The following is a 21,315-nucleotide window of genomic DNA, read 5'->3' as shown; positions in this document are numbered from 1 at the left end:
CAGGCGGCGATCTTACCGGGCTTGCGCGAACCGTGCTTGCTGCGCCGCAGCAAACATGGCGCCTCAGAACGGCGCGTCGTCCTGGTCGCGGGCAGGCATCAGGTAGGCGGTGACGGTGCTGGAGAGCGCCGTCACCAGCCACAGCACGAAGAAGGATACGGTATAGAACCCGGTCCGGCTGGTCGGCACCTGGCCGAAGATGGCCACGTCCAGCGGGTCGATCAGCGCGAAGATCAGCGCGCTGCCCACGCCGGCTGCCAGGAAGGACGGCCACAGTATCCACATCAGCGAACGCCAGCGCATGGTCGGCTCCGCTTCAGCGACGCGCGTCGGCGGGCGTCGCGGCCGGCGCGGCGACGCGCTCGACCACCAGCCCGCGCTTGACCGCGCCTTCCGCGATGGGCTGGTCGCCGTAGCGCGTCATCGCCAGGTAGATGGTGATGACGCAGCCGATGATGGCCACCAGCGGCCCGGCCATCAGAATCCAGGGCCAGGGCTCGCGGTACCAGGGGCGGGCAGCGGGCGTATCGGTCATGAAAGCGTCTCCTTGCCGGGGCTCCGGCCTATTCGGGTAGGTAGAAACTCGCGCGTTCGCGCACTTCCAGCACACGCCCGGCGTCCTGCGAACGGGCCTGCACGACGATGGAATGGGCGCCAGGCGCGGTGTCGCCGCGCGGCGCGCGCAGCACCACCGGCACCAGCCTGTTGGCGGCGGCCTCGACCTCGACCACGTCCGAGCCGTCGCGGCCGGCCAGCACGGCCAGGCCCTCGATGCCCTCGGCCGTCAGTTGCAGGCGCAAGGGCTGGTCCGACGTATTGATGATCTGCAGGCGGTATACGTTCTCGACCAACCCGCCGGCCACCTCGCGGCCCAGCGCGCCGCGGTCGCGGATCACGTCCACCCGCAAAGGGTTGCGCATGCCCAGCGACACCACGAAGGCGATCGCCAGCGCCAGGATCAGCCCGCCATAGATCAGCACGCGCGGGCGCAGCAGGTGCGAGCGCGCGCGCCGGCCATCGAGCCCCTCGTCCACCGCCCGCTCGGACGTATAGCGGATCAGGCCCGGCGCATAGTGCATCTTGTCCATGACCTGGCCGCACACGTCGATACAGGCGCCGCAACCGATGCACATGTACTGCAGGCCGTCGCGGATGTCGATGCCTGTCGGACAGACCTGCACGCACAGGCTGCAATCGACGCAGTCGCCCAGGCCCGCCGCCTTGTGGTCGATCTTGCGCGAACGGCCGCCGCGCGGCTCGCCGCGCCGCTTGTCGTAGGTCACCACGAACGTGTCGTGGTCGACCATCACGCTCTGGAAGCGTGCGTACGGGCACATGTACTTGCAGACCGATTCGCGCATGAAACCGGCGTTGCCCCAGGTGGCGAAGCCGTAGAACAGCATCCAGAACCATTGCCAGGCGCCCAGCTGCAGCGTGAACAGCTGATGGCCCAGCTCGCGGATGGGCGCGAAGTAGCCGATGAAGGTCGAGCCGGTCCACCATGCCACCGCCAGCCACAGCACGTGCTTGGTGGCCTTGATGCGCAGCTTGCGCGCGCTCCAGGGCGCTTCGTCCAGGCGGATGCGCGCGATGCGGTCGCCTTCGATGCGGCGCTCGATCCACATGAAGATTTCGGTATAGACCGTCTGCGGACACGCGTAGCCGCAGAACAGCCGTCCGGCGACGGCCGTGAACAGGAACAGCGCCAGCGCGCTGATCACCAGCAGCACGGCCAGGTACACCACGTCCTGCGGCCACAGCACCAGCCCGAACAGATAGAACTTGCGCGCGCCCAGGTCGAACAGCACGGCCTGCCGGCCGTTCCACTGCAGCCACGGCAGGCCGTAGAAGATCAACTGGGTCAGGAGGACGAACACGACGCGCCAGCGCGCGAATACGCCGCTGACCGAGCGCGGGTAGATCTTGCTGCGCACGTCGGCGAGCGTCTGCTCCAGCGTTTCTCCGTCGGCGCGGCGTGGGCCGGGAGCGGGCCGCCAGGCCGGCGGCTGCGGATCGGACGGGCCGCCAGGCGCGGCCGGTGCCCCTTGGGTCATTGCGATACTCCGTACTGCGATTGGCGCGGACGCGCGGACACGCCGCCGGCGCGACAGCCGGCCGACGGCCGGCCAGCGCGCCGGCGCGCGCTCATCGCGCCGCCTCGGCCGTCCTGGCCGGCGCCTGGTTCGACAGGCCCCATACCCAGGCCGACAACAGCTTGATCTGCTCGGGCGTGAGCACTTCCTCGTGCGCCGGCATGCGGTTGTCGCGGCCTTCCAGGATGGTGCGCACGATGGACGCCTCGGAACTGCCGTACAGCCACACATCGTCGGTCAGGTTGGGCGCGCCCAGCGCCTGGTTGCCCTTGCCGTCCACCCCGTGGCAGGCCACGCAGTAGTTGGCGAACTCGCGCTTGCCGCGGAACACCCGCACCGGATCGACCGCCAGGCCGGACAGCGAGCGCACGTAGTGGGCGATGTCGCCGGCCATCCTGGGATCGATCACGCCCTTCCAGGGCGGCATCACGCCATGGCGCCCCTTGGCGATGGTCTCGGCGATGATTTCCGGCGTGCCGCCGTACAGCCAGTCGCCGTCGGTCAGGTTGGGGAAGCTGGTGCTGCCCTTGGCGTCCGACCCGTGGCATTGCGCACAGGTGTTGAGGAACAGCCGCTGGCCGATCTCGCGCGCCGGCGCGTCGGCGACCAGCTGCTCGGGCGTCATGCCGCCAAAGCGCTCGTACACCGGCTTGACGCGCTCGGCCAGCTCGGCCTGCTTCTGCCTGACCTCGCCGACCGAGGTGAAGCCCAGGGTGCCCTCGTACGAGCCCACGCCCGGAAACAGCACCAGGTAGCCCAGCGCGAACACGCAGGTCAGCAGATACATCCAGGTCCACCAGCGCGGCACCGGGTTGTTCAGCTCGGTCAGGTCGCCGTCCCAGACGTGGCCGGTATCCTCGACCGCCCCGCCGGCCGGCCGGTTGCCCAGCCAGCGCCGCTGCGAATACAGCAGCCAGACGCACCAGATGATGCCGCCGATGGCGATGATGCCAATGAAATAGCTCCAGAAGCCGTTGACGAAATCGCTCATGGCTGCATTGCTCCATCCTGTTTTGCGGGCCCGTCCTCGTCGGGCAAGGCGAACGGCAGCAAGGCCGATTCGCGGTTGGCGCTCTGGCGGTGGCTCGACCAGGCCCACCATACGATGCCAAGGAACGTCCCCATCGAAAGAACCGTTATCAGGGCGCTCAGGTAACCCATCATGATCAGCCTCCCGCCGCGCGTTGCGGCTCGCTGGCGGCGCCGCGCCGCGCGCCCACGCCCAGGGCCTGCAGATAGGCCACCAGCGCGTCCTCTTCGTTCTTGCCGGCGATGGCCGCCGGCGCCGCGGCAATGGCCTCGTCGGTGTACGGCACGCCCAGCCGGCGCAGCGCCTGCATGCGCTGGGCCACGTTCTGGCCGGTCAGGTCGGCATGCTGCAGCCACGGGTAGGCGGGCATGTTGGACTCGGGCACCACGGCGCGCGGATCGCGCAGGTGGATGCGGTGCCATTCGTCGGAATAGCGCTCGCCCACGCGCGCCAGGTCGGGCCCGGTGCGCTTGGAGCCCCACAGGAAGGGATGGTCGAACACCGACTCCCCCGCCACCGAGTACGGGCCGTAGCGCTGCACCTCGGCCTGCAGGGTGCGCACCTGCTGCGAGTGGCAGCCCACGCAGCCTTCGCGGATGTACACGTCGCGCCCCATCAGTTGCAGCGGCTCGTAGGGCTCCACCCCGGGCATGGCCTGGGTGGTCGAGTGCTGGAAGAACAGCGGGATGATCTGCACCAGCCCGGCGACCGACACCACCAGGATGCTGGCGATGATCATCAGGCCGATGTTCTTCTCCAGCGTCTGGTGGGAGAAAAAGCCATGTTGTTTCTGTGCCACGAGATTCTCCTCAGACTGCCGGGGCGGCCGCCGGCACACCCGCGGGCGCCGTCGCGCGGGTATCGTTTTCCAGCGGAATCGCCGGGTTGACGGCGCGCGCGCCGCGCACGGTCATCCAGACGTTCCAGGCCATGACGAACACGCCGCTCAGGTACAGGACGCCGCCGGCCAGGCGAATCACGTAGTACGGAACGCGCGTCTTGAGTTCCTCGACGAAGCTGTAGACCAGCGTGCCGTCGGCGGCGGTGTCGCGCCACATCAGGCCTTGCTGCACGCCGGCGATCCACATGGCGGCGATGTACAGCACCACGCCGATGGTGGCGACCCAGAAATGCAGCTCCATGGCGCGCACGCTGTGCATCTGCTGGCGGCCGTACAGGCGCGGGATCAGGTAGTACAGCGAGCCGAAGGTGATCATCGCCACCCAGCCCAGCGCGCCGGAGTGCACGTGGCCGATGGTCCAGTCGGTGTAGTGCGACAGCGAATTGACCGTGCGGATCGACATCATCGATCCCTCGAAGGTGGACATGCCGTAGAACGACAGCGCGGTCACCAGGAACTTCAGGATCGGGTCGGTGCGCAGCTTGTGCCAGGCGCCCTGCAGCGTCATGATGCCGTTGATCATGCCGCCCCACGACGGCGCCAGCAGGATCAGCGAGAACGTCATGCCCAGCGACTGGGTCCAGTCGGGCAGCGAGGTATACAGCAGGTGATGGGGGCCCGCCCACATGTAGGTGAACGCCAGCGCCCAGAAGTGCACGATGGACAGGCGGTACGAATAGATCGGACGGCCGGCCTGCTTGGGCACGAAGTAATACATCATGCCCAGGAAGCTGGTGGTCAGGAAGAAGCCCACCGCGTTGTGGCCGTACCACCACTGCACCATGGCGTCCTGCACGCCCGCATAGGCGGAGTACGACTTCCACAGCGTCACCGGCATCTCGATATTGTTGAAGATGTGCAGGATGGCGATGGTCAGGATGTACGAGCCGAAGAACCAGTTGGCCACGTAGATGTGCTTGGAGCGGCGCTTGACGATGGTGCCGAAGAACACCACCGCGTACGCCACCCACACCAGCGTGATCAGGATGTCGATGGGCCACTCCAGCTCGGCGTATTCCTTGCTGCTGGTAAAGCCCATGGGCAGGGTGATGGCGGCTGCCACGATCACCACCTGCCAGCCCCAGAACGTGAAGGCGGCCAGCCTGTCGCAGAACAGCCGCGCCTGACAGGTGCGCTGCACCACGTAGTACGAGGTGGCGAACAGGGCGCTGCCGCCGAAGGCGAAGATCACCGCGTTGGTGTGCAGCGGCCGCAGGCGTCCGTAGCTCAGCCAGGCGGTTTCGAAATTCAGTTGCGGCCATATCAACTGGGCGGCAATCAGTACGCCCACGGCCATGCCGACGATGCCCCACACCACAGTCATGATGGCGAATTGCCGCACGACCTTGTAGTTGAACGTCTCGGCCTTGCTTGCGATTGCGCTGCAATCGTTCATCAGCCATCCCCCAAAAGAAAAGACAGTGTTTCTCCAGGATGGATGATGCGGCCCCGCGCGCCGGGACGCCTTGATTTGCGTCAAGCGGCCGTCGTTCCGCCTGTTTGCGGGGTCGGCGCGGCGCTCAGTTGTCGTTATCGCGCAATATCGCGGCGCCTTCGTCCTCGGTGTCGTCGTACTGGCCGCTGAACACGGCCCACCACAACGCCACGCCGATCGCCAGCACGAAAACCAGCGACAGCGGCAGCAGCAGGTAGAGAATGGTCATGGCGCGGGTTGCGCCACGGCGGCGGCCGGCGCGGCGTCCCACTGGTGGCGCCGCAGGCGCCATGCATTGCCGGCCACCGCCAGCGAAGACAGCAGCATGGTGATGGCCGCCAGCCATGGCGCCACCCAGCCGGCCAGCGCGAGCGGGGTCATGAGCAGGTGCCAGGCCAGCGAACCGTACAGGTTCTGGCGCGCCACCCGCGCGGCCGCGGCCAGCAGGGCATCGCCTTGCGCCGGGGTGGCCTCGGGCCGCGCCAGCAGCGCCGAATGCGCGCATGCCATGGCCGAAGGCACGGCCATCGACATGGCGCACGGGCAGCTCATGACCAGCAGCGCCACCATGACCGGCACCGCGTGCGCCGCGTCGATCTGCGTCCACACCGCGCCGGCGGCCAGCGCCAGCGCCACCTGGACGAACACGAAGCGCGTGGCCAGGCGGTCTGCCGCCGCGCCCAGTTCGCCGCCGGCCTGGTGCAGGCGCCGCACCAGCGGCGTGGCCGGCGCGCTGGCGCCGCAGGCCTGGCGGGCGCACAGTTCCAGGTAGCGCGCGGTCAACAGGAACGCCACGAACATGGTGACCGAATCGAAATACACCTCGCCGCGGCCCGTCCAGGTGGCATGCACGCTGGGAATGAAGGCCGCCACGATGCCCAGCGCCACCGGCGCGTCCATGCCGGCGCGGCCGCGCCGCAGCCCGTCGGCGGCGCCACGCCAGATCGGCCAGGCGCAATACAGCACCACCGGCACCGTCATCAGCAAGGCGGCCCAGTTCATCAGCACGATGGCCCAGTCCAGCGTGGCCAGCGCATCGGCCGGAATGCCGTCGTTGCGCACATAGCCCGGCCAGGCGAACATCATCACCTGCATCATCGCCAGCCACGCCACGCCCAGGCGCACCAGCGCATGGCGGCGCGACTGCCGGTCGGCGCTCGGCAGGTCCGCGGGCACGGCAAGAATAGAGGTTGGTCGCATGGGAGGGATGGTAGCCCGCCCCGCCCCTGGCCGCCCTTGATGCAGATCAAGCCGGGGCGCCTGGCGCCAGGGGTCTAGGGACGGCGTTCGGCCACGACCCGCCGCACCGCCGCCAGCAGCGCCTGCAATTCGTCCTCGGCGATGGTGAAGGCCGGCGTCAGGTAGACGATGTCGCCGAAGGGCCGCACCCACACCCCGGCTTCGACCAGGCGGCGCCTGAGGTCGTCGCGCTCGCCGATGCCGTCTAGCTCGACCACGCCTATGGCGCCCAGCACCCGCACATCGCGCACCCAGGGCAGCTCGCGGCAGGGCTCCAGCCCGGCGCGCAGCGCCTGCTCCAGCGCCGCCACCTGCCGCAGCCGCGGCTCGCGCTCGAACAGGTCGAGCGAGGCGTTGGCCGCCGCGCAGGCCAGCGCGCAGCCCATGAAGGTGGGACCGTGCATCAGCGCATGGCCCGGGTCGTCGGACCAGAACCCCTCGAAGACGCGGGCGCTCGCCACCGTGGCCGCCAGCGGCAGCGTCCCGCCGGTCAGCGCCTTGGACAGGGTGAGGATGTCGGGCCGCACCCCGGCCTGCTCGAAGGCGAACATCGTGCCCGTGCGCCCGAAACCGGTGAAAATCTCGTCGAAAATCAACAGGATGCCGTATCGGTCGGCCAGTTCGCGCAGCCGCGCGAGCACCTGCGGGTCGTGCAGCAGCATGCCGCCGGCGCCCTGCACCAGCGGCTCGACCAGCATGCCGGCGATCCGCCCGCCATGGCGCTCCAGGTGCGCCTGCAGGGCCGCCAGCGTGGCCTCGTCGCGCGGCAGCGCCAGCACATCGTGCTCGGGCAGCAGGCCGCGGAACATGGCGTGCATTCCCTCGTCCGGGTCGCACACCGCCATGGTGCCGAAGGTGTCGCCATGGTAGCCGCCGCGAAACGCCACGAACCGCGTGCGGCCGCGCTCGCCCTGGTTGAGCCAGAACTGCACGGCCATTTTCATGGCCACCTCCACCGCCACCGAACCCGAGTCGGTGTAGAACACGCGCTCCAGCCCCGGCCCCAGCAGCGCGCTCAGGCGGCTGGCCAGGCTCAGCGCCGGCTCGTGCGCCAGGCCGCCGAACATCACATGCGGCATGCGGTCCAGCTGCTCGCGCACCGCCTGGGCGATATGAGGGTGGTTGTAGCCATGGCAGGCGGTCCACCACGAGGCCACGCCGTCGATCAGCGTGCGCCCGTCGGCCAGCTCCAGCAGGCTGCCGTGGCTGCGCGCCACCGGCAGCGGCGGCGCGGCGGTCTTCATCTGCGCATAGGGCAGCCAGATATGGGGATAGCCCTGGGCCATCCAGGCAGGCGTGGTGTCTGACATGATCGCTTCCGGAAACCGGGAGCGGCTTCGGCCGCTCCACTACAATGCTCGGCATTCTACGGCCAGGCGCGCCTGGCCCTTGTCCGACAAGCCGCCTCGGGTCGTGTCTATGTCCAAGCTGGATTCCCTGTTCACCGCCGCGCTGGAGCAGGCCGCGCGGCGCCAGGTGCGCCGCCGCCTGCGCCGCGCCACCGCGGCGCCCCCCGGCCGGCTGGCCCTCGATGGCCGCACCCTGGTCAACTTCTCCAGCAACGACTACCTGGGGCTGGCGCGCCATCCGTTGCTGGCCGAGCGCGCCAGCCTGTGGGCCACCCGGCACGGCGCCGGCGCGCAGGCCTCGCGGCTGGTATGCGGCAACCTGGACCTGCACGAACAGGTCGAAGCCAAGCTGGCGCGCCTGAAAGGCACCGAGGCCGCCTTGCTGCTGGCCAGCGGCTGGCAGGCCAACGCCGCGGTGCTGCCGGCCCTGTTCAAGGCCGCGGCCGCGCAGGGCGAGCCGCAGGTCTACACCGACCGGCTCAACCACGCCAGCCTGCACCATGGCTGCCAGGCCGCCGGCGTGCGCCAGATCCGCTTCCGCCACAACGACCTGGCGCACCTGGAACGCCTGCTGGCCGAACGGGCCGGCGCCCCGGGCGCGCGCTTCATCGTGACCGAGAGCGTCTTCAGCATGGATGGCGACCGCGCCGACGTGGCGGCGCTGGCCGCGCTGGCGGCCCGCCACGATGCCTTCCTGTACCTGGACGAAGCGCACGCGACCGGCGTGCTCGGACCGCGCGGCATGGGGCTGGCGGGCCTGGCGCCCGGCGGCGTCGACCTGGCCATGGGCACCTTCAGCAAGGGCCTGGGCAGCTTCGGCGCCTACGTGGCCGGCTCGCGCGCGCTGTGCGACTACCTGGTCAACGCCTGCTCCGGTTTCATCTACACCACCGCGTTGCCGCCGGCCGTGCTGGGCGCCATCGACGCGGCGCTGGACCTGGTGCCCCAGCTGGACCAGGCGCGCGCCGCCCTGGCGGACCACGGCGAGCGGCTGCGCGCCAGCCTGGCCGCCCAGGGCATCGATTGCGGCGCGTCCTCGACCCAGATCGTGCCGGCCATCGTCGGCGACGCCGGCCATGCGCTGGCCCTGGCCGCCGAACTGGAGCGGCGCGGCCTGCTGGCGGTGGCGATCCGCCCGCCCACGGTGCCGGCCGGCACCAGCCGCTTGCGCATCGCCCTGAGCGCCGCGCACGGCGAGGCCGAGCTGGACCGGTTGATCGAGGCCCTGGCCGCCGGCTGGCGCGCCGTGCGGCAAGCGGCATGAGCGCGCCCCGCCCGTTGTTGCATTTCGAGCATGGCTGGGCCCACGACGCCGGCGTGTGGGCGCCGCTGCGCGCCGCGCTGGCCGACTGGCCGCAGCAGGCCGCCGACGCCGGCTATTTCGACGCGCCCGTCGCGCCCGGCCACGCCGCCGCGCCCGTGGTCGCGATCGGCCACTCGCTCGGCTTTCTGAAGCTGCTGCAAGCCCCCCCGCCGGGCTGCATCGCCTACATCGCCATCAACGGCTTCGCGCGCTTTGCCGGCGGCGCCGATTACCCGCCCGGGGTGGCGCCCAGGCTGCTCGAGCGCATGATGGCGCGCCTGGAGCGCGACCCCGCCGCCGTGGTGGACGATTTCCGGCGCCGCGCCGGCAGCGCCCCGCACGCGGGCACGCTCCGGCCCGAACCCTTGCGCCACGACCTGCGGCGCCTGCTCGAGGCCGATGAACGCCAGACGCTTGCGGCCAGCCGGCTGCCCTTGCTGGCCCTGGCCGGCACCGCCGACCCCATCGTTGCGCCCGCCCTGACCCAGGCGCAGTTCGGCGCATGCGCCGGACTGCGCTGGCGCGACGGCGGCGGCCATCTGCTGCCTGTCTCGGACCCCGGCTGGTGCGCAGGCCGGATACGCGCCTTTCTCGCCGGGCTGCCCTCATGAACATGCGTTCCCCACCCACGATAGGGCAGCGCTTCGACCGCGCCGCGGCCCGCTACGAAACCCATGCCGAGGTGCAGCGCCACGCCGCCGAACAACTGGCCGAGCGCATCGCCGCCCTGCCCCTGCCCGCCGAACCGCGCATCCTGGAAATCGGCTGCGGCACCGGACTGCTGACACGCGCGCTGGCGCGCCGGCTGGGCCGTGCCGACTGGACCATCACCGACATCGCGCCGGCCATGCTGGCCGCGCAGCGGGCGGGACCGCCGCCGCCCGGGCGGGTACGCCACCAGCTGGTCGATGGCGAGCACCCCGCCGGCCTGCCCGGCGGCTACGACCTGATCTGCTCCAGCCTGGCCGTCCAGTGGTTCGGCGACCTGGACGCGGGCCTGGCCCGGCTGGCCGCGCTGCTGGCGCCCGGCGGCCTGCTCGCCATCGCGACGCTGGCCGAAAACACCTTCAGCGAGTGGCGCGCCGCCCACCAGGCCCACGGCCTGCGCGCGGCCACGCCCGCCTATCCGCCGGCCGAGCGCATCGGCCGCGCCCTGGCGGGCCTGCGCGGCGGGGTGGCGCGCGTGGCCTACCGCCAGCGCCATCCCGATGCGCTGCACTTCGTACGCAGCCTCAAGGGCATCGGCGCGACCGCGCCGGCCGCCGGCCATGCACCGCTGTCGCCAGCCGCCTTCCGGCGGGTGCTGGCCCAATTCGATCGACAAGGAAACCACGTGACCTACGACCTGGCCTACGGCCTGTGGCGCAAGCAGGCCCCGGGCGTTTTCGTCACCGGCACCGATACCGGCGTCGGCAAGACCCTGGTCTCGGCCATCCTGGCGCGCGCCTGGCGAGCCCACTACTGGAAGCCGCTGCAGACGGGCGTGGCCGAAGAACCGGGCGACACCGAAACCGTGGCCGCGCTGGCCGGGCTGGAACCCGCCCGCCTGCACCCGCCGGCCCATGTCCTGCAGGCGCCGCTGGCGCCCTGGGCGGCCGCGCCGCTCGAGGGCGTCACGCTCGATGCGGCGGCCATCGCGCCGCCGCGGGTCGACGGCCCATTGGTGGTCGAAGGCGCCGGCGGCCTGTACGTGCCCATCGACGAGCGCCACATGATGATCGACCTCATTGCCCGCCTGGACATGCCCGTGGTGCTGGCCGCGCGCAGCGGACTGGGCACCATCAACCACACCCTGCTCAGCCTGCGCGCCCTGCGCGAGCGCGGGCTGCCCGTGCTGGGCGTCGTCATGCTGGGCGAGCCCTCCGAAGGCAACCGCCATGCCATCGAGCATTTCGGCGGCGTGCCGGTGCTGGCGCAGATCCCGCGCCTGGCGCGCGTCGATGCCGAGGCGGTTGAGGCCTGGGCGGCGCGCATCCCGCCGCTGGCCGACTGCCTGGCGCGCCGCTGGCCCGACACCGAGGAGGCGCCGGCATGCAGGCCCTGACCGGATTCACCTGGCTGCTGGCCCTGCAGGCGCTGGGCGAGGCCTGCACGCGCCTGCTGCACTTTCCCATCCCCGGCCCGGTGACCGGCATGTTGCTGCTGCTGGCGGCGCTGCGCTGGCCGCTGGTGCGCGAGCCGGTGGCGCTGGCGGCGCAGTTCCTGCTGTCGCACCTGTCGCTGCTGTTCGTGCCGGTTGGCGTGGGCGTCATGACCCATATCGCGCTGCTCGCCGAGTACGGCCTGCGCATGGCGGCCGTGATCGTGCTGTCGACGCTGGCCGGCATGGCGGCCACGTACTGGGCGCTGCGCGTGGGCAGGACCGCGACGCCGGAGGCCGACGATGCCTGATTTCGTCAACCTCTGGATCTACCTCTCGTCCACCCCGTTGTTCGGCCTGACCGCCACCCTGACGGTCTACCTTTCGGCGCACGCGCTGTACCTGCGCCTGGGCCAGGTGCCGCTGGCCAACCCGGTGCTATGGAGCATGGTGGTGCTGGCCGCCGGCCTGCTGGCCTTCGGCGTGCCCTACCCCACCTACTTTGCCGGCGCCCAGTTCATCCACTTCCTGCTTGGCCCGGCGGTGGTGGCGCTGGCCTGGCCCCTGTGGATGCGGCGCGCCGAGCTGCGCCGCCGCTGGGCCCGGCTGCTGTGGGCCGCCCTGTTCGGCGGCGCGGTGGCCTGCGCCAGCGCGGTGCTGCTGGGCTGGGCGGTCGGCCTGCCGCGCGACATCATCCTGTCGCTGGCCCCCAAGTCGGTCACCGCGCCCGTGGCCATGGGCCTGTCCGAAACCCTGGGCGGCATCCCCGCGCTGTCGGCCGTGTTCGCCGCGCTGACCGGGCTGGTGGGCGCGCTGACCGGCAAATACCTGTTCGATCTGCTGGGCCCGGTACGCGGCCGGCAGGACTGGGCCGACCGGGGGTTCGCGCTGGGCACCGTGTCGCACGGCATCGGCGCGGCGCGCGCCATCCAGGTCAACGCCGACGCCGGCGCCTACGCCGGCCTGGCGCTGGGACTGCAAGTCATCCTGGCTTCGCTGCTGATCCCGGTGGCGTTCCGGCTGGCCGCGGGGCTGGGCGGCTCGTAGCGGCGCGCCTTCAATCGCGCGGCGTACGCCGCCGGCTCAGCCAGGCCAGCAGGAAGAACGCCCCGCCGCCCAGCAGGGTCAGGCCGGCCAGGTAGACCGGCCGGGCCCGGGTGGCGTGCTCCAGCCGCAGCCCGCTGGCGCCGGCTTCGATGGGCGCGACGATATAGGCGAACGCCAGCACGGCCGCGCCGATGAACAACAGGAAGAAGGCCGTCCAGCCCAGCCAGGGAATCCGCTGGCCGCGCGGGGCGAGCTGCGTCCTGGCCGCGGCCTTGGCGGCGCGGGCGGCCGGCTTCGCCCCCTTGGGCGGCGCCGCCTTGCGGGCCGCCGGCTGCTCGGCCGCCGCGGCGCGCCGGGCGCGCAGCCAGCGCCAGAACGCCGGGCCGCCGGCCAGCATGGCCGCCGCCGTGGTGGCCCCCATCAGGGCCGCGGCCGACAGGTGGCTGTTGCCCGCCAGCCAATGGGGCGCGCCGCCCACCAGCGCCGTGGCGCCGATGGCGCCATACAGGGCCTCGCCCACCGCATGGCAGCCCCACAGGGCCAGCGCCACCAGGACGAAAATCGCCACGCCGCTGGCCAGCGCCTGCGACCGCTCCAGCGCAAACGCGCGCACGGCCCAGCCCACCAGCCGGGTCGCCAGCAGCGTCGCCGCCACCAGCAGCACCAGCGCCGCCAGCAGCATGCAGAAACCAAAACCGAAACGGGCCAGAACCAGGGCCATGAAGCACGCCATGCAGGAAAAGAGGCGTCAGACATTAGCATAAAGTGCGCGCGGCCCGCCCCGGAGCCATCCGCGCACCCGGTCCTGTCCCGATGCGCGGGGAGCCTGTCCCCGCAGGGGGACTGGCTCCCTGACGGCACGCGCAGCTTCCAGGTGCCGGGGCAAAAAAAGGGGGCGTCCGAGGACGCCCCAAATCCACCCTGCAACTACACTTGCTGGCGCCAGCCCCCGTGGGGGCAGGCGCCGGAAGATCACGCCGCCTTGACGGCCTGCTCGCCCTGCTCGAACTGCGCTTCCTCGGTCGAGCCGGTCAGGGCCGTGGTCGAGGATTGGCCGCCCTCGATGGTCTGGGTCACGGCGTCGAAGTAGCCGGTGCCGACTTCGCGCTGGTGCTTGACCGCGGTAAAGCCCAGCTCCGCGGCGGCGAATTCCTTCTGCTGCAGTTCCACGAAAGCGCTCATCTGGCGGCGCGCATAGCCGTGCGCCAGTTCGAACATGCCATAGTTCAGCGCGTGGAAGCCGGCCAGCGTGATGAACTGGAACTTGTAGCCCATTGCGCCGAGTTCGCGCTGGAACTTGGCGATCGTGCCGTCGTCCAGGTTCTTCTTCCAGTTGAACGAAGGCGAGCAGTTGTACGCCAGCAGCTTGCCCGGGAACTGGCGATGGATGGCCTCGGCGAACTTGCGCGCATATTCCAGGTTGGGCGTGGAGGTTTCGCACCAGATCAGGTCGGCGTACGGCGCGTAGGCCAGGCCGCGCGAAATCGCCTGGTCCAGGCCGGCGCGGGTGCGGAAGAAACCTTCCACCGTGCGCTCGCCGGTGATGAACGGACGATCGTTCTCGTCCACGTCGCTGGTCACCAGGTCGGCCGCGTCGGCGTCGGTGCGGGCCAGCAGGATGGTGGGCGTACCCATCACATCGGCCGCCAGGCGGGCCGAAACCAGCTTGGACACGGCCTCGCGGGTCGGCACCAGCACCTTGCCGCCCATGTGGCCGCACTTCTTCACCGAAGCCAGCTGGTCTTCGAAGTGCACGCCGGCCGCGCCCGCCTCGATCATGGCCTTCATCAGTTCGAAGGCGTTGAGCACGCCGCCGAAACCCGCCTCGGCATCGGCCACGATGGGCGCGTAGTAATCGATGTAATCCTGGTCGCCCGGGTTCTTGCCTTCCATCCACTGGATCTGGTCGCAACGCGCCAGCGCGTTGTTGATCCGGCGCACCACCTGCGGCACCGAGTTGGCGGGGTACAGCGACTGGTCGGGATACATCTCGCCGGCCAGGTTGGCGTCGCCGGCCACCTGCCAGCCCGACAGGTAGATGGCCTTCAGGCCGGCCTTGACCTGCTGCATCGCCTGGTTGCCGGTCAGCGCGCCCAGCGAATTGACGAAGGGCTCGCTGTGCAGCGAATCCCACAAGCGGGTCGCGCCGCGGCGCGCCAGCGAATGCTCGACGGCCACCGAGCCGCGCAGGCGGATCACATCCTCGGCGCTGTAGGCGCGCTTGATGCCCTGCCAGCGGGTGTTCTCGGCCCAGTCTTTCTGCAAGTTGCGGATTTCGGTTTCGCGATTGCTCATGGTGTGCTCCTGCTCAGGTTTGGAAAGGCGTTGATCCGGCGGTTTTCAAAGCGCGAATCGTTGGAGAGAGTCTATGCCTTTGCTGCAGGGCAATGCAGGCTTATATCTTATATAAGACAAAAATTTTATATATTAAAAATCAAGTAGTTATATTTTAATTTTCGGATTGTGAAACGCAATTGTTGCCTGTGAAATGCCATCGCATTGCCGCGCAACACGCGCTTTCATATGACGAAGTCGGCTTTTCACATTGCAAAAAAAGAGCGCCGTGGAAGCGCCTACAATGCGGGCATCATTGCTTACGCGGATCCCGGTTTCCATGTCGCTGTCCAACGCCCCGCTGGGCCAACACGTCGCCTACCCCTCGCAGTACGATCCCGGCCTGCTGTTTCCCATCCCGCGCGCGGCCAACCGCGCAAGCCTGCAGCTGGGCGCCACCCTGCCCTTTACCGGCGTGGATATCTGGACTGCCTACGAACTCTCGTGGCTGGACGCGCGCGGCAAGCCGCGCGTGGCCATGGCCACCTTCAGCTTTCCCGCCGACAGCCCCAACATCATCGAATCGAAGTCGTTCAAGCTGTACCTGAATTCGTTCAACCAGACGCGGCTGCCGAATGCCCAGGCGCTGCGCGACCGCCTGGAACGCGACCTGGCCGCCGCCGCCGGCGCGCCCGTGGGCCTGGAGTTCATCAGTCCGCAGCGCTTTGGCGAACTGGGCATGGCCGAACTGGACGGCATCTATATAGACAAGCTGGACATCGAGATCGACACCTACGAACCGGCGCCGCAATTGCTGCGATGCGCGCCGGGCGACGAGGTGGAGGAAACGCTGGCCACGCGCCTGCTGAAGTCGAACTGCCCGGTCACCGGCCAGCCCGACTGGGCCAGCCTGCAGGTGCGCTACCGCGGCCGGCCGATCGACCGCGCGGCGCTGCTGAAGTACGTGGTGTCGTTTCGCCAGCACGCGGAATTCCACGAGCATTGCGTGGAACGCATCTTCGGCGACATCATGCGCGCCTGCCAGCCGCGCCAGCTCACCGTCTACGCACGCTACACGCGACGCGGCGGGCTGGACATCAATCCGTGGCGCAGCAATTTCGAAAGCGCGCCGCCGGCCGACGTCCGCACGGCGCGCCAGTAACCGCGTTCAGGCGGCGCGGCGCGCCTGCACCGCGATCCACTGGGCCAGCAGGGCGGCGGCGGCGAACGCCACGCCGGCGCCGACCCATGGGCCATGCGCCATGCCGGCATCGAGCAGGAGGCCGAAACCCAGCGGCCCCAGGGCCGACCCGACGTCCATGCCGGAATACACCAGCCCGTACACCGAGCCGGTCGCGCCCTTGGGCGTGACCCGGCGGATCAGCATGTCGCGGGACGGCGCGGCCACGCCCGAACAGAACCCGGCCAGCCCGACCACCAGCGCCGCCCAACCGGCCGGCACCCAGCCCATGGCCAGCACGACCAGCGTCAGCCCCGCCATGATCAGCGCGGCGGTCACCGTCAGCTCGGTGCGAGGGTTGGCCGACACCAGGAACCCGCCCGCGGCCATGCCCAGCGCGGACGCCACCATATAGCCCGACAACGCCGAACTGGCCGCCACCTTGGACAAATCGTAGAGCTGGCCCAGCAGCGGAATGGTGTAGTTCTGCACCGACGACAGCGCGATCGAGGTGCAGGCGAAGAACAGGAAGGCGCCCCACAGCGCCGGCCGAGCCAGCAGCGCCGCCAGCGTCTGCCAGACGCTTTCCTGGGCGGCCGGCCGCGCGGCGCTCTTGCCGCTCGCCTCGGCTGGCGCTGCGCCGCCGAGCAGGTCGCGACCTATCACCGTCATCAGCAGCACCACGGCCACCAGCGCGGCGGCCGAAAACGCCGCCACGCGCCAGTTGGCCAGCAGCGTGATGGTGGTGATGAAAACCGGTGTCAGGGCCCAGCCCAGGTTGCCGGTCAGCCCGTGCAGGCTGAACGCATGGCCCAGCCGCGGCGGGCTGACGCGATGGTTGATGATGGAGTAATCGGCCGGGTGGAACACCGAATTGCCGATGCCGCCGATGGCCGCCGCCAGCATCAGCATGGCATAGCCGTTGGCCGCGCCGATCAGCACCGCCGACAGGACGAAGCAGGCCAGTCCGAACCACAGCACGGGCCGCGCGCCGATGCGGTCGACGACGAAGCCGGAGGACGCCTGCCCGAGGCCGGAAACCACGTAGAACACCGATACCAGCAGGCCCAGCCGGGCGAAATCCAGCCCGAACTCCGTGCCCAGCGACACGTACAGCGAGGGCAGCACCAGTTGGAAGAAGTGGGACGACGAATGCGCCACGCCTATCAGCAGGATGATTTGCCAGTCGCGCCGGCGCAGGGCGGGACTATCCAGTACAGCGGTTTCCGAATTCATAGCCATCACGGCCCCACGGCAGGGGCAGGAGCGAGGCGCGCCGATGGCGGCGGCGCTTCGCGGTCTCCAGAACGCGGCGGCCGCAAACCAGCCCGCCACACCATGGGCGAATGACGCGCTGCGCGCGCTTCGCCTCTTGTATTGCCCGGGCCTGCGCCCGGCCGCGTACGCTTACTGCGACTTTTCGCGGATGGCGGGCCAGGCCCGCTGCAGGTAATACAGCATCGACCAGACGGTCAGCACCGCCGCCACCACGATCAGCACGTCGCCGATCAGGCGGCTGCTCAGGCCGAACAGCGGCTGATCGTACAGCAGGCACGGAATCGCCACCATCTGCGCCGCCGTCTTGAACTTGCCCAGCCGGTGTACCGCGACGCTCGCGCTGGCGCCGATCTTGGCCATCCACTCGCGCAACGCCGAAATGGTGATTTCCCGGCCGATGATGATCAGCGAAATGAAGGCGTCGACGCGGCTCAGGTCCAGCAGCACGATCAGCGCCGCGCAGACCATCAGCTTGTCGGCCACCGGGTCCAGGAAAGCGCCGAAGGCCGAGGTCTGGTTCCAGCGCCGCGCCAGCCATCCGTCGAACCAGTCCGTCAGGGCCGCGATAATGAACGCCCAGGCCGCGAAGGTGTCGCGCATGGGCACGGACATCCAGCTCTCGGGCAGGTAGAACAGGCCGACCACCAGCGGAATCATGGCGATCCGCAGCCAGGTCAGGAAAATGGGTACGTTTATCGGCATAGTGACCGTATGCTACCTCACCGGCGCGGCGGGCGGATGTCAGCCATGCAGCGCATCATGGATACGCTCGGCCAATTCCTGCGAAATACCCTCGACCGAGGCCAGGTCTTCGATGCTGGCCGAGCTGACGCCCGACAGCCCGCCAAAGCGCGCCAGCAGCCGCTGGCGCCGGCGCGCCCCGACCCCTTCGATTTCCTCCAGGCGCGAGACATTGCGCGTCTTGGCGCGGCGCGCGCGCATCCCGGTGATGGCGAAGCGGTGCGCCTCGTCGCGCACCTGCGCGATCAGCATCAGGGCCGCCGATTCCTTGCCCAGCGCGACGGGCGGCCGCCCGTCGGCGAATACCAGGGTTTCCAGCCCCACCTTGCGGCCCTCCCCCTTGGCCACCCCCACCAGGGACTGGATATCCAGCCCGAGTTCGACGAACACTTGGCGGGCCACCTCGACCTGGCCCTTGCCGCCATCGATCAGCACCAGCCCCGGCATGGGCGCCTCGCCGTCGGCCACCTTGCCGAAGCGGCGCGTCAGCACCTGCCGCATCGCCGCATAATCGTCGCCCGGCGTAATGCCCACGATGTTGTAACGGCGATACAGCGACGGCTGCATGTCGTGGTGCAGGAACACCACGCACGAGGCCTGCGTCGCCTCGCCGGCAGTGTGGCTGATGTCGAAGCACTCGATGCGCAAGGCATCGAGCGACTCCTCGTCGGTATCGAGATCCAGCGCTTCGGCCAGCGCCAGGGTGCGCCCGGCGCGCGCGCCCGACTCGGTCAGCGCCCGCGCCAGCGCCATCTCGGCATTTTTCTGCGCCTGCTCCAGCCATGAGCGGCGCACGCCTTGCGGGCGGGTCAGCACCCGGGCCACGCGGGTGCCGCCCTGCTCGGCCAGCAGGCCGACCAGCCCGCTGTCGGGCAGCGCATGCGAACAGACCAGCACGGGCGGCATGGCGCCCTCGGCGTAATGCTGTGCGACGAACGCCTCCAGCACCTGGGCCGGCTGCTCGCCCTCGGCATGCGTGGGAAAGAACGGCTTGTCGCCCAGGTGGCGGCCGCCGCGCACCATGGCCAGGTTGACGCAGATCTTGCCGCCGGCCGACGCCACGGCGATCACATCGGTATCTTCGCCGCCGACGTTTTCCATGGTCTGCTGGTGCAGCACCTTGGACAGCGAACCCATCTGGTCGCGCAGCGCCGCCGCCTCCTCGAAGCGCAGCTCGGTCGAGGCCTGCAGCATGCGGGCCTCGATCTCGTCCATGACTTCGCGCGCCTCGCCGTTGAGAAAGCGCACGGCGCGCTGCACGTCATGGGCGTAGTCGGCGGCTTCGATCACGCCCACGCAGGGCGCCGAACAGCGGCCGATCTGGTGCAGCAGACAGGGACGCGAGCGATTGGCGAAAACCGTGTCCTCGCAGGTACGCAGGCGAAACACCTTCTGCAGGATCTGGATGGTCTCGCGCACGGCCCACGAGTTGGGGTACGGACCGAAGTACTGTCCCCGCTTGCTGGTGGCGCCGCGGTAATAGGCGATGCGCGGCCACTCGTGGCCGGTGATCAGCAGATAGGGATACGACTTGTCGTCGCGAAACAGGATGTTGTAGCGCGGCCGCAGGCTCTTGATGAGGTTGTTCTCGAGCAGCAGCGCCTCGGCCTCCGAACGCGTGACGGTGACGTCCACGCTGGCCACCTTGGCCACCATCTGCGCAATGCGCGGGCTGGCCAGGTTCTTCTGGAAGTACGACGACACGCGTTTCTTGAGATCGCGCGCCTTGCCGACATACATCACCTCCCCGGCGGCATCGAGATGCCGGTACACGCCGGGCAGGTGCGGCAGGTCAGCCAGAAACGATTTGAGATTGAAGTCGTCGGGCATGCTGATAGCGGCTGTCATTCTGCAAAGTGTCCCAGTCCGGCGCGGCAAACCGCGGCATCAGCCGGCGGATGCGCTCGACCGAGGCGACCGGATGCTCGATCCGCAGCCGCTCCAGCAGCTCGTCGGCCAGGTCCGGGCGGTTGCATACCAGCACCATGTCGCAGCCGGCGCCCAGGGCCGCCTCGGCGCGCGCCAGGATGTCGCCCGCCACCGAGGCGCCCTCCATGGTCAGGTCGTCGGAGAACACCACCCCATCGTAGCCCAGCCGCTCGCGCAGGATCTCGCTGACCCAGCGGCGCGAAAAACCCGCGGGATGGGCATCGACCTTCGGATAGATCACATGCGCCGGCATGACGGCCGGCATGACCAGGTCGCCCAGCCAGGCGTAGGGCGCCGCGTCGTCCTTCAGGATGCGTTCGAGCGGCCGCGGATCGACCGGGATTTCATGGTGCGAATCGGCGCCCACGAAACCATGGCCGGGGAAATGCTTGCCGCAGGCCGCCATGCCCGCCAGCGCCAGGCCTTGCGCCAAGGCGCGCGACAGCATGGCCACCACGCGCGCGTCATGATGGAAGGCGCGATTGCCGATCACCTTGCTCACGCCGTAGTCGAGGTCCAGTACCGGCGTGAAGCTGAGATCGACGCCGCAGGCGCGCAGCTCGGCGGCCAGCACGTAGCCGGCCTCGGTCGCCCGCCGCATCGCCGCCAGCGGATCGCGGTCCCACAGCTTGCCCAGTGCCTGCATGGGCGGCAGCGCGGTGAAGCCATCGTCGCGAAAGCGCTGCACGCGGCCGCCTTCGTGATCCACCGCGATCAGCAGCGGCTCCTTGCGCGCCTTGTGGATGGCCCGCGTCAGCTCGCACAATTGCCGGCGATCGGCGAAGTTGCGCGCGAACAGGATCACCCCGCCCACCAGGGGGTTGCGCAGGCGGCGCTTCTCGTCCTTGGTCAGCGTCGTGCCGGCCACATCCACCATGACGGGGCCGGGAGGCAGGACGGGCTTGGATTTCTTCTTGCGGGACATGGCTCTTGCCTCGGTTGGGATGGCGGCCGCGCCGGCCTCACGGCCGGCCGTCGGACGCCGGTTTGCGTTCGACGATCACGTAGGCCGCGGCCATATCGGACTCGTCGGTAATGGACACATGCGCCGCGCCGAAGCGCGCATCGAACCAATCGGCCAGCTCGGCGCCGATCACCAGCACCGGCCTGCCGCCCGGGGCATTCAGGGTCTGCACCCGCCGCCAGCTCATGGGCATGCGCATACCCAGCCCGATGGCCTTGGAAAAGGCCTCCTTGGCGGCAAAGCGGGTGGCCAGGAAACGCACGCCGCGCGCCGGATCGCGCCGGCGCCGTGCCTGGAACTTGGCCAGTTCCTCCGGCCCCAGGATCTTCTGCGCGAAGCGGTCGCCATGGCGCGCCAGCGCGCGCTCGATACGCTCGATGCGCAACAGATCCATGCCGATGCCGGCGATGCAGCCGGGCGACGCGGGCGGCGTCGCGCCGGCCGCGGAAACGGAGCTCATGTGGTTCGGATT

General features: G+C 69.7%; 23 protein-coding genes. 6 read left to right on the top strand and 17 right to left on the bottom strand.

Going from position 1 to position 21,315, the window contains the following annotated elements; genetic code table 11:
- Positions 1-63: 63 nt before the first annotated feature.
- The 10 genes from CAL11_RS07790 to CAL11_RS07745 all read right to left on the bottom strand — a co-directional run bounded on the left by CAL11_RS07790 (position 64) and on the right by CAL11_RS07745 (position 8,008).
- Entirely contained in the window at positions 64-303 is a 240-nt protein-coding gene (locus CAL11_RS07790) for a hypothetical protein (protein WP_086092593.1), read from the bottom strand.
- A 13-nt stretch (positions 304-316) separates the two neighbouring features.
- Positions 317-535: a FixH family protein gene (locus CAL11_RS07785; RefSeq protein ID WP_033461946.1), complete on the bottom strand. Its 219-nt coding sequence runs from the start codon at positions 533-535 to the stop codon at positions 317-319.
- Positions 536-563: 28 nt separating this feature from the next.
- Entirely contained in the window at positions 564-2,054 is a 1,491-nt protein-coding gene (ccoG, locus tag CAL11_RS07780; protein WP_033461949.1) for a cytochrome c oxidase accessory protein CcoG, read from the bottom strand.
- A 91-nt stretch (positions 2,055-2,145) separates the two neighbouring features.
- Positions 2,146-3,084 (bottom strand): cytochrome-c oxidase, cbb3-type subunit III, encoded by a 939-nt coding sequence (gene ccoP / locus CAL11_RS07775; protein ID WP_033461951.1) that lies wholly within the window; start codon positions 3,082-3,084, stop codon positions 2,146-2,148.
- Positions 3,081-3,257 carry a cbb3-type cytochrome oxidase subunit 3 gene (locus tag CAL11_RS07770; protein WP_033461952.1) on the bottom strand — a complete coding sequence of 59 codons (177 nt, stop codon included), beginning with the start codon at positions 3,255-3,257 and terminating at the stop codon, positions 3,081-3,083. Before CAL11_RS07770 ends, ccoP begins: the two co-directional genes overlap by 4 nt.
- Positions 3,258-3,259: 2 nt before the next feature.
- Positions 3,260-3,922, bottom strand: coding sequence for a cytochrome-c oxidase, cbb3-type subunit II (gene ccoO / locus CAL11_RS07765; RefSeq protein WP_033461955.1), 663 nt, complete (start codon positions 3,920-3,922; stop codon positions 3,260-3,262).
- A 10-nt stretch (positions 3,923-3,932) separates the two neighbouring features.
- A complete protein-coding gene (gene ccoN, locus CAL11_RS07760) occupies positions 3,933-5,420 on the bottom strand; it encodes a cytochrome-c oxidase, cbb3-type subunit I (RefSeq protein WP_086092592.1) in 1,488 nt (495 codons plus the stop codon).
- A gap of 124 nt (positions 5,421-5,544) precedes the next feature.
- Positions 5,545-5,688: a cbb3-type cytochrome oxidase assembly protein CcoS gene (gene ccoS / locus CAL11_RS07755; RefSeq protein ID WP_033461960.1), complete on the bottom strand. Its 144-nt coding sequence runs from the start codon at positions 5,686-5,688 to the stop codon at positions 5,545-5,547.
- Positions 5,685-6,659, bottom strand: a complete 975-nt coding sequence (locus tag CAL11_RS07750) for a hypothetical protein (RefSeq protein WP_086092591.1) — start codon at positions 6,657-6,659, stop codon at positions 5,685-5,687. The genes ccoS and CAL11_RS07750 overlap by 4 nt, the downstream gene beginning before the upstream one ends.
- Before the next feature lie 74 nt (positions 6,660-6,733).
- Positions 6,734-8,008, bottom strand: coding sequence for an adenosylmethionine--8-amino-7-oxononanoate transaminase (locus CAL11_RS07745; RefSeq protein WP_086092590.1), 1,275 nt, complete (start codon positions 8,006-8,008; stop codon positions 6,734-6,736).
- Positions 8,009-8,117: 109 nt separating this feature from the next.
- Between CAL11_RS07745 and bioF the strand changes: the two genes are divergently transcribed.
- The 5 genes from bioF to CAL11_RS07720 are packed head-to-tail and all read left to right on the top strand — an operon-like array spanning position 8,118 to position 12,477.
- Positions 8,118-9,311 (top strand): 8-amino-7-oxononanoate synthase, encoded by a 1,194-nt coding sequence (gene bioF / locus CAL11_RS07740; protein ID WP_167382461.1) that lies wholly within the window; start codon positions 8,118-8,120, stop codon positions 9,309-9,311.
- Positions 9,308-9,961, top strand: a complete 654-nt coding sequence (locus tag CAL11_RS07735; RefSeq protein ID WP_086092589.1) for an alpha/beta fold hydrolase — start codon at positions 9,308-9,310, stop codon at positions 9,959-9,961. The genes bioF and CAL11_RS07735 overlap by 4 nt, the downstream gene beginning before the upstream one ends.
- The gene (bioD, locus tag CAL11_RS07730) at positions 9,958-11,394 is read left to right on the top strand and encodes a dethiobiotin synthase (RefSeq protein WP_086092588.1); all 1,437 of its coding nucleotides are present in this window, start codon (positions 9,958-9,960) and stop codon (positions 11,392-11,394) included. Before CAL11_RS07735 ends, bioD begins: the two co-directional genes overlap by 4 nt.
- Positions 11,382-11,741, top strand: a complete 360-nt coding sequence (locus tag CAL11_RS07725; RefSeq protein ID WP_033461973.1) for a CidA/LrgA family protein — start codon at positions 11,382-11,384, stop codon at positions 11,739-11,741. The genes bioD and CAL11_RS07725 overlap by 13 nt, the downstream gene beginning before the upstream one ends.
- Entirely contained in the window at positions 11,734-12,477 is a 744-nt protein-coding gene (locus tag CAL11_RS07720) for an LrgB family protein (RefSeq protein ID WP_033461975.1), read from the top strand. Before CAL11_RS07725 ends, CAL11_RS07720 begins: the two co-directional genes overlap by 8 nt.
- Before the next feature lie 10 nt (positions 12,478-12,487).
- On the opposite strand, the gene CAL11_RS07715 is transcribed toward CAL11_RS07720, so the two are convergent.
- Positions 12,488-13,198, bottom strand: a complete 711-nt coding sequence (locus CAL11_RS07715; protein ID WP_086094528.1) for a hypothetical protein — start codon at positions 13,196-13,198, stop codon at positions 12,488-12,490.
- A 251-nt stretch (positions 13,199-13,449) separates the two neighbouring features.
- Positions 13,450-14,772, bottom strand: coding sequence for an isocitrate lyase (aceA, locus tag CAL11_RS07710; protein WP_033467077.1), 1,323 nt, complete (start codon positions 14,770-14,772; stop codon positions 13,450-13,452).
- A 319-nt stretch (positions 14,773-15,091) separates the two neighbouring features.
- Between aceA and queF the strand changes: the two genes are divergently transcribed.
- Positions 15,092-15,913, top strand: a complete 822-nt coding sequence (queF, locus tag CAL11_RS07705; RefSeq protein WP_086092587.1) for an NADPH-dependent 7-cyano-7-deazaguanine reductase QueF — start codon at positions 15,092-15,094, stop codon at positions 15,911-15,913.
- Positions 15,914-15,919: 6 nt separating this feature from the next.
- Here queF and CAL11_RS07700 read toward each other — a convergent pair whose 3' ends face one another.
- The 5 genes from CAL11_RS07700 to acpS all read right to left on the bottom strand — a co-directional run bounded on the left by CAL11_RS07700 (position 15,920) and on the right by acpS (position 21,303).
- The gene (locus CAL11_RS07700) at positions 15,920-17,173 is read right to left on the bottom strand and encodes an MFS transporter (RefSeq protein WP_086094527.1); all 1,254 of its coding nucleotides are present in this window, start codon (positions 17,171-17,173) and stop codon (positions 15,920-15,922) included.
- 165 nt (positions 17,174-17,338) lie between these two features.
- Positions 17,339-17,911 carry a CDP-diacylglycerol--glycerol-3-phosphate 3-phosphatidyltransferase gene (pgsA, locus tag CAL11_RS07695; protein ID WP_003810356.1) on the bottom strand — a complete coding sequence of 191 codons (573 nt, stop codon included), beginning with the start codon at positions 17,909-17,911 and terminating at the stop codon, positions 17,339-17,341.
- Positions 17,912-17,950: 39 nt separating this feature from the next.
- Complete coding sequence (uvrC, locus tag CAL11_RS07690; RefSeq protein WP_086092586.1) at positions 17,951-19,780, bottom strand: excinuclease ABC subunit UvrC; 1,830 nt, start codon at positions 19,778-19,780, stop codon at positions 17,951-17,953.
- A complete protein-coding gene (gene nagZ / locus CAL11_RS07685) occupies positions 19,743-20,804 on the bottom strand; it encodes a beta-N-acetylhexosaminidase (RefSeq protein WP_086092585.1) in 1,062 nt (353 codons plus the stop codon). The genes uvrC and nagZ overlap by 38 nt, the downstream gene beginning before the upstream one ends.
- A 37-nt stretch (positions 20,805-20,841) precedes the next feature.
- Positions 20,842-21,303 (bottom strand): holo-ACP synthase, encoded by a 462-nt coding sequence (gene acpS, locus CAL11_RS07680; RefSeq protein ID WP_086092584.1) that lies wholly within the window; start codon positions 21,301-21,303, stop codon positions 20,842-20,844.
- Between the last annotated feature and the right edge of the window lie 12 nt (positions 21,304-21,315).

Origin of the sequence: Bordetella genomosp. 6, from assembly GCF_002119705.1 — a bacterium.
In the GTDB taxonomy this organism is placed as follows: Bacteria; Pseudomonadota; Gammaproteobacteria; order Burkholderiales; family Burkholderiaceae_B; genus Bordetella; species Bordetella bronchiseptica_F.
Note: the sequence above shows the minus strand (reverse complement) of the source record. Positions and strands in the feature narration are given on the sequence as shown.

Excerpts from the sequence above, each read along its gene's own strand:
- nagZ (WP_086092585.1), bottom strand. The coding sequence starts at position 20,804 with ATGTCCCGCAAGAAGAAATCCAAGCCCGTCCTGCCTCCCGGCCCCGTC.
- ccoS (WP_033461960.1), bottom strand. The coding sequence starts at position 5,688 with ATGACCATTCTCTACCTGCTGCTGCCGCTGTCGCTGGTTTTCGTGCTG.
- bioF (WP_167382461.1), top strand. The coding sequence starts at position 8,118 with ATGTCCAAGCTGGATTCCCTGTTCACCGCCGCGCTGGAGCAGGCCGCG.
- queF (WP_086092587.1), top strand. The coding sequence starts at position 15,092 with ATGTCGCTGTCCAACGCCCCGCTGGGCCAACACGTCGCCTACCCCTCG.
- ccoN (WP_086092592.1), bottom strand. The coding sequence starts at position 5,420 with ATGAACGATTGCAGCGCAATCGCAAGCAAGGCCGAGACGTTCAACTAC.
- CAL11_RS07700 (WP_086094527.1), bottom strand. The coding sequence starts at position 17,173 with ATGGCTATGAATTCGGAAACCGCTGTACTGGATAGTCCCGCCCTGCGC.
- CAL11_RS07750 (WP_086092591.1), bottom strand. The coding sequence starts at position 6,659 with ATGCGACCAACCTCTATTCTTGCCGTGCCCGCGGACCTGCCGAGCGCC.
- CAL11_RS07770 (WP_033461952.1), bottom strand. The coding sequence starts at position 3,257 with ATGATGGGTTACCTGAGCGCCCTGATAACGGTTCTTTCGATGGGGACG.
- CAL11_RS07735 (WP_086092589.1), top strand. The coding sequence starts at position 9,308 with ATGAGCGCGCCCCGCCCGTTGTTGCATTTCGAGCATGGCTGGGCCCAC.
- ccoP (WP_033461951.1), bottom strand. The coding sequence starts at position 3,084 with ATGAGCGATTTCGTCAACGGCTTCTGGAGCTATTTCATTGGCATCATC.
- CAL11_RS07720 (WP_033461975.1), top strand. The coding sequence starts at position 11,734 with ATGCCTGATTTCGTCAACCTCTGGATCTACCTCTCGTCCACCCCGTTG.
- CAL11_RS07725 (WP_033461973.1), top strand. The coding sequence starts at position 11,382 with ATGCAGGCCCTGACCGGATTCACCTGGCTGCTGGCCCTGCAGGCGCTG.
- pgsA (WP_003810356.1), bottom strand. The coding sequence starts at position 17,911 with ATGCCGATAAACGTACCCATTTTCCTGACCTGGCTGCGGATCGCCATG.
- aceA (WP_033467077.1), bottom strand. The coding sequence starts at position 14,772 with ATGAGCAATCGCGAAACCGAAATCCGCAACTTGCAGAAAGACTGGGCC.
- CAL11_RS07790 (WP_086092593.1), bottom strand. The coding sequence starts at position 303 with ATGCGCTGGCGTTCGCTGATGTGGATACTGTGGCCGTCCTTCCTGGCA.
- ccoG (WP_033461949.1), bottom strand. The coding sequence starts at position 2,054 with ATGACCCAAGGGGCACCGGCCGCGCCTGGCGGCCCGTCCGATCCGCAG.
- CAL11_RS07785 (WP_033461946.1), bottom strand. The coding sequence starts at position 535 with ATGACCGATACGCCCGCTGCCCGCCCCTGGTACCGCGAGCCCTGGCCC.
- uvrC (WP_086092586.1), bottom strand. The coding sequence starts at position 19,780 with ATGCCCGACGACTTCAATCTCAAATCGTTTCTGGCTGACCTGCCGCAC.
- CAL11_RS07715 (WP_086094528.1), bottom strand. The coding sequence starts at position 13,198 with ATGGCCCTGGTTCTGGCCCGTTTCGGTTTTGGTTTCTGCATGCTGCTG.
- bioD (WP_086092588.1), top strand. The coding sequence starts at position 9,958 with ATGAACATGCGTTCCCCACCCACGATAGGGCAGCGCTTCGACCGCGCC.
- acpS (WP_086092584.1), bottom strand. The coding sequence starts at position 21,303 with ATGAGCTCCGTTTCCGCGGCCGGCGCGACGCCGCCCGCGTCGCCCGGC.
- CAL11_RS07745 (WP_086092590.1), bottom strand. The coding sequence starts at position 8,008 with ATGTCAGACACCACGCCTGCCTGGATGGCCCAGGGCTATCCCCATATC.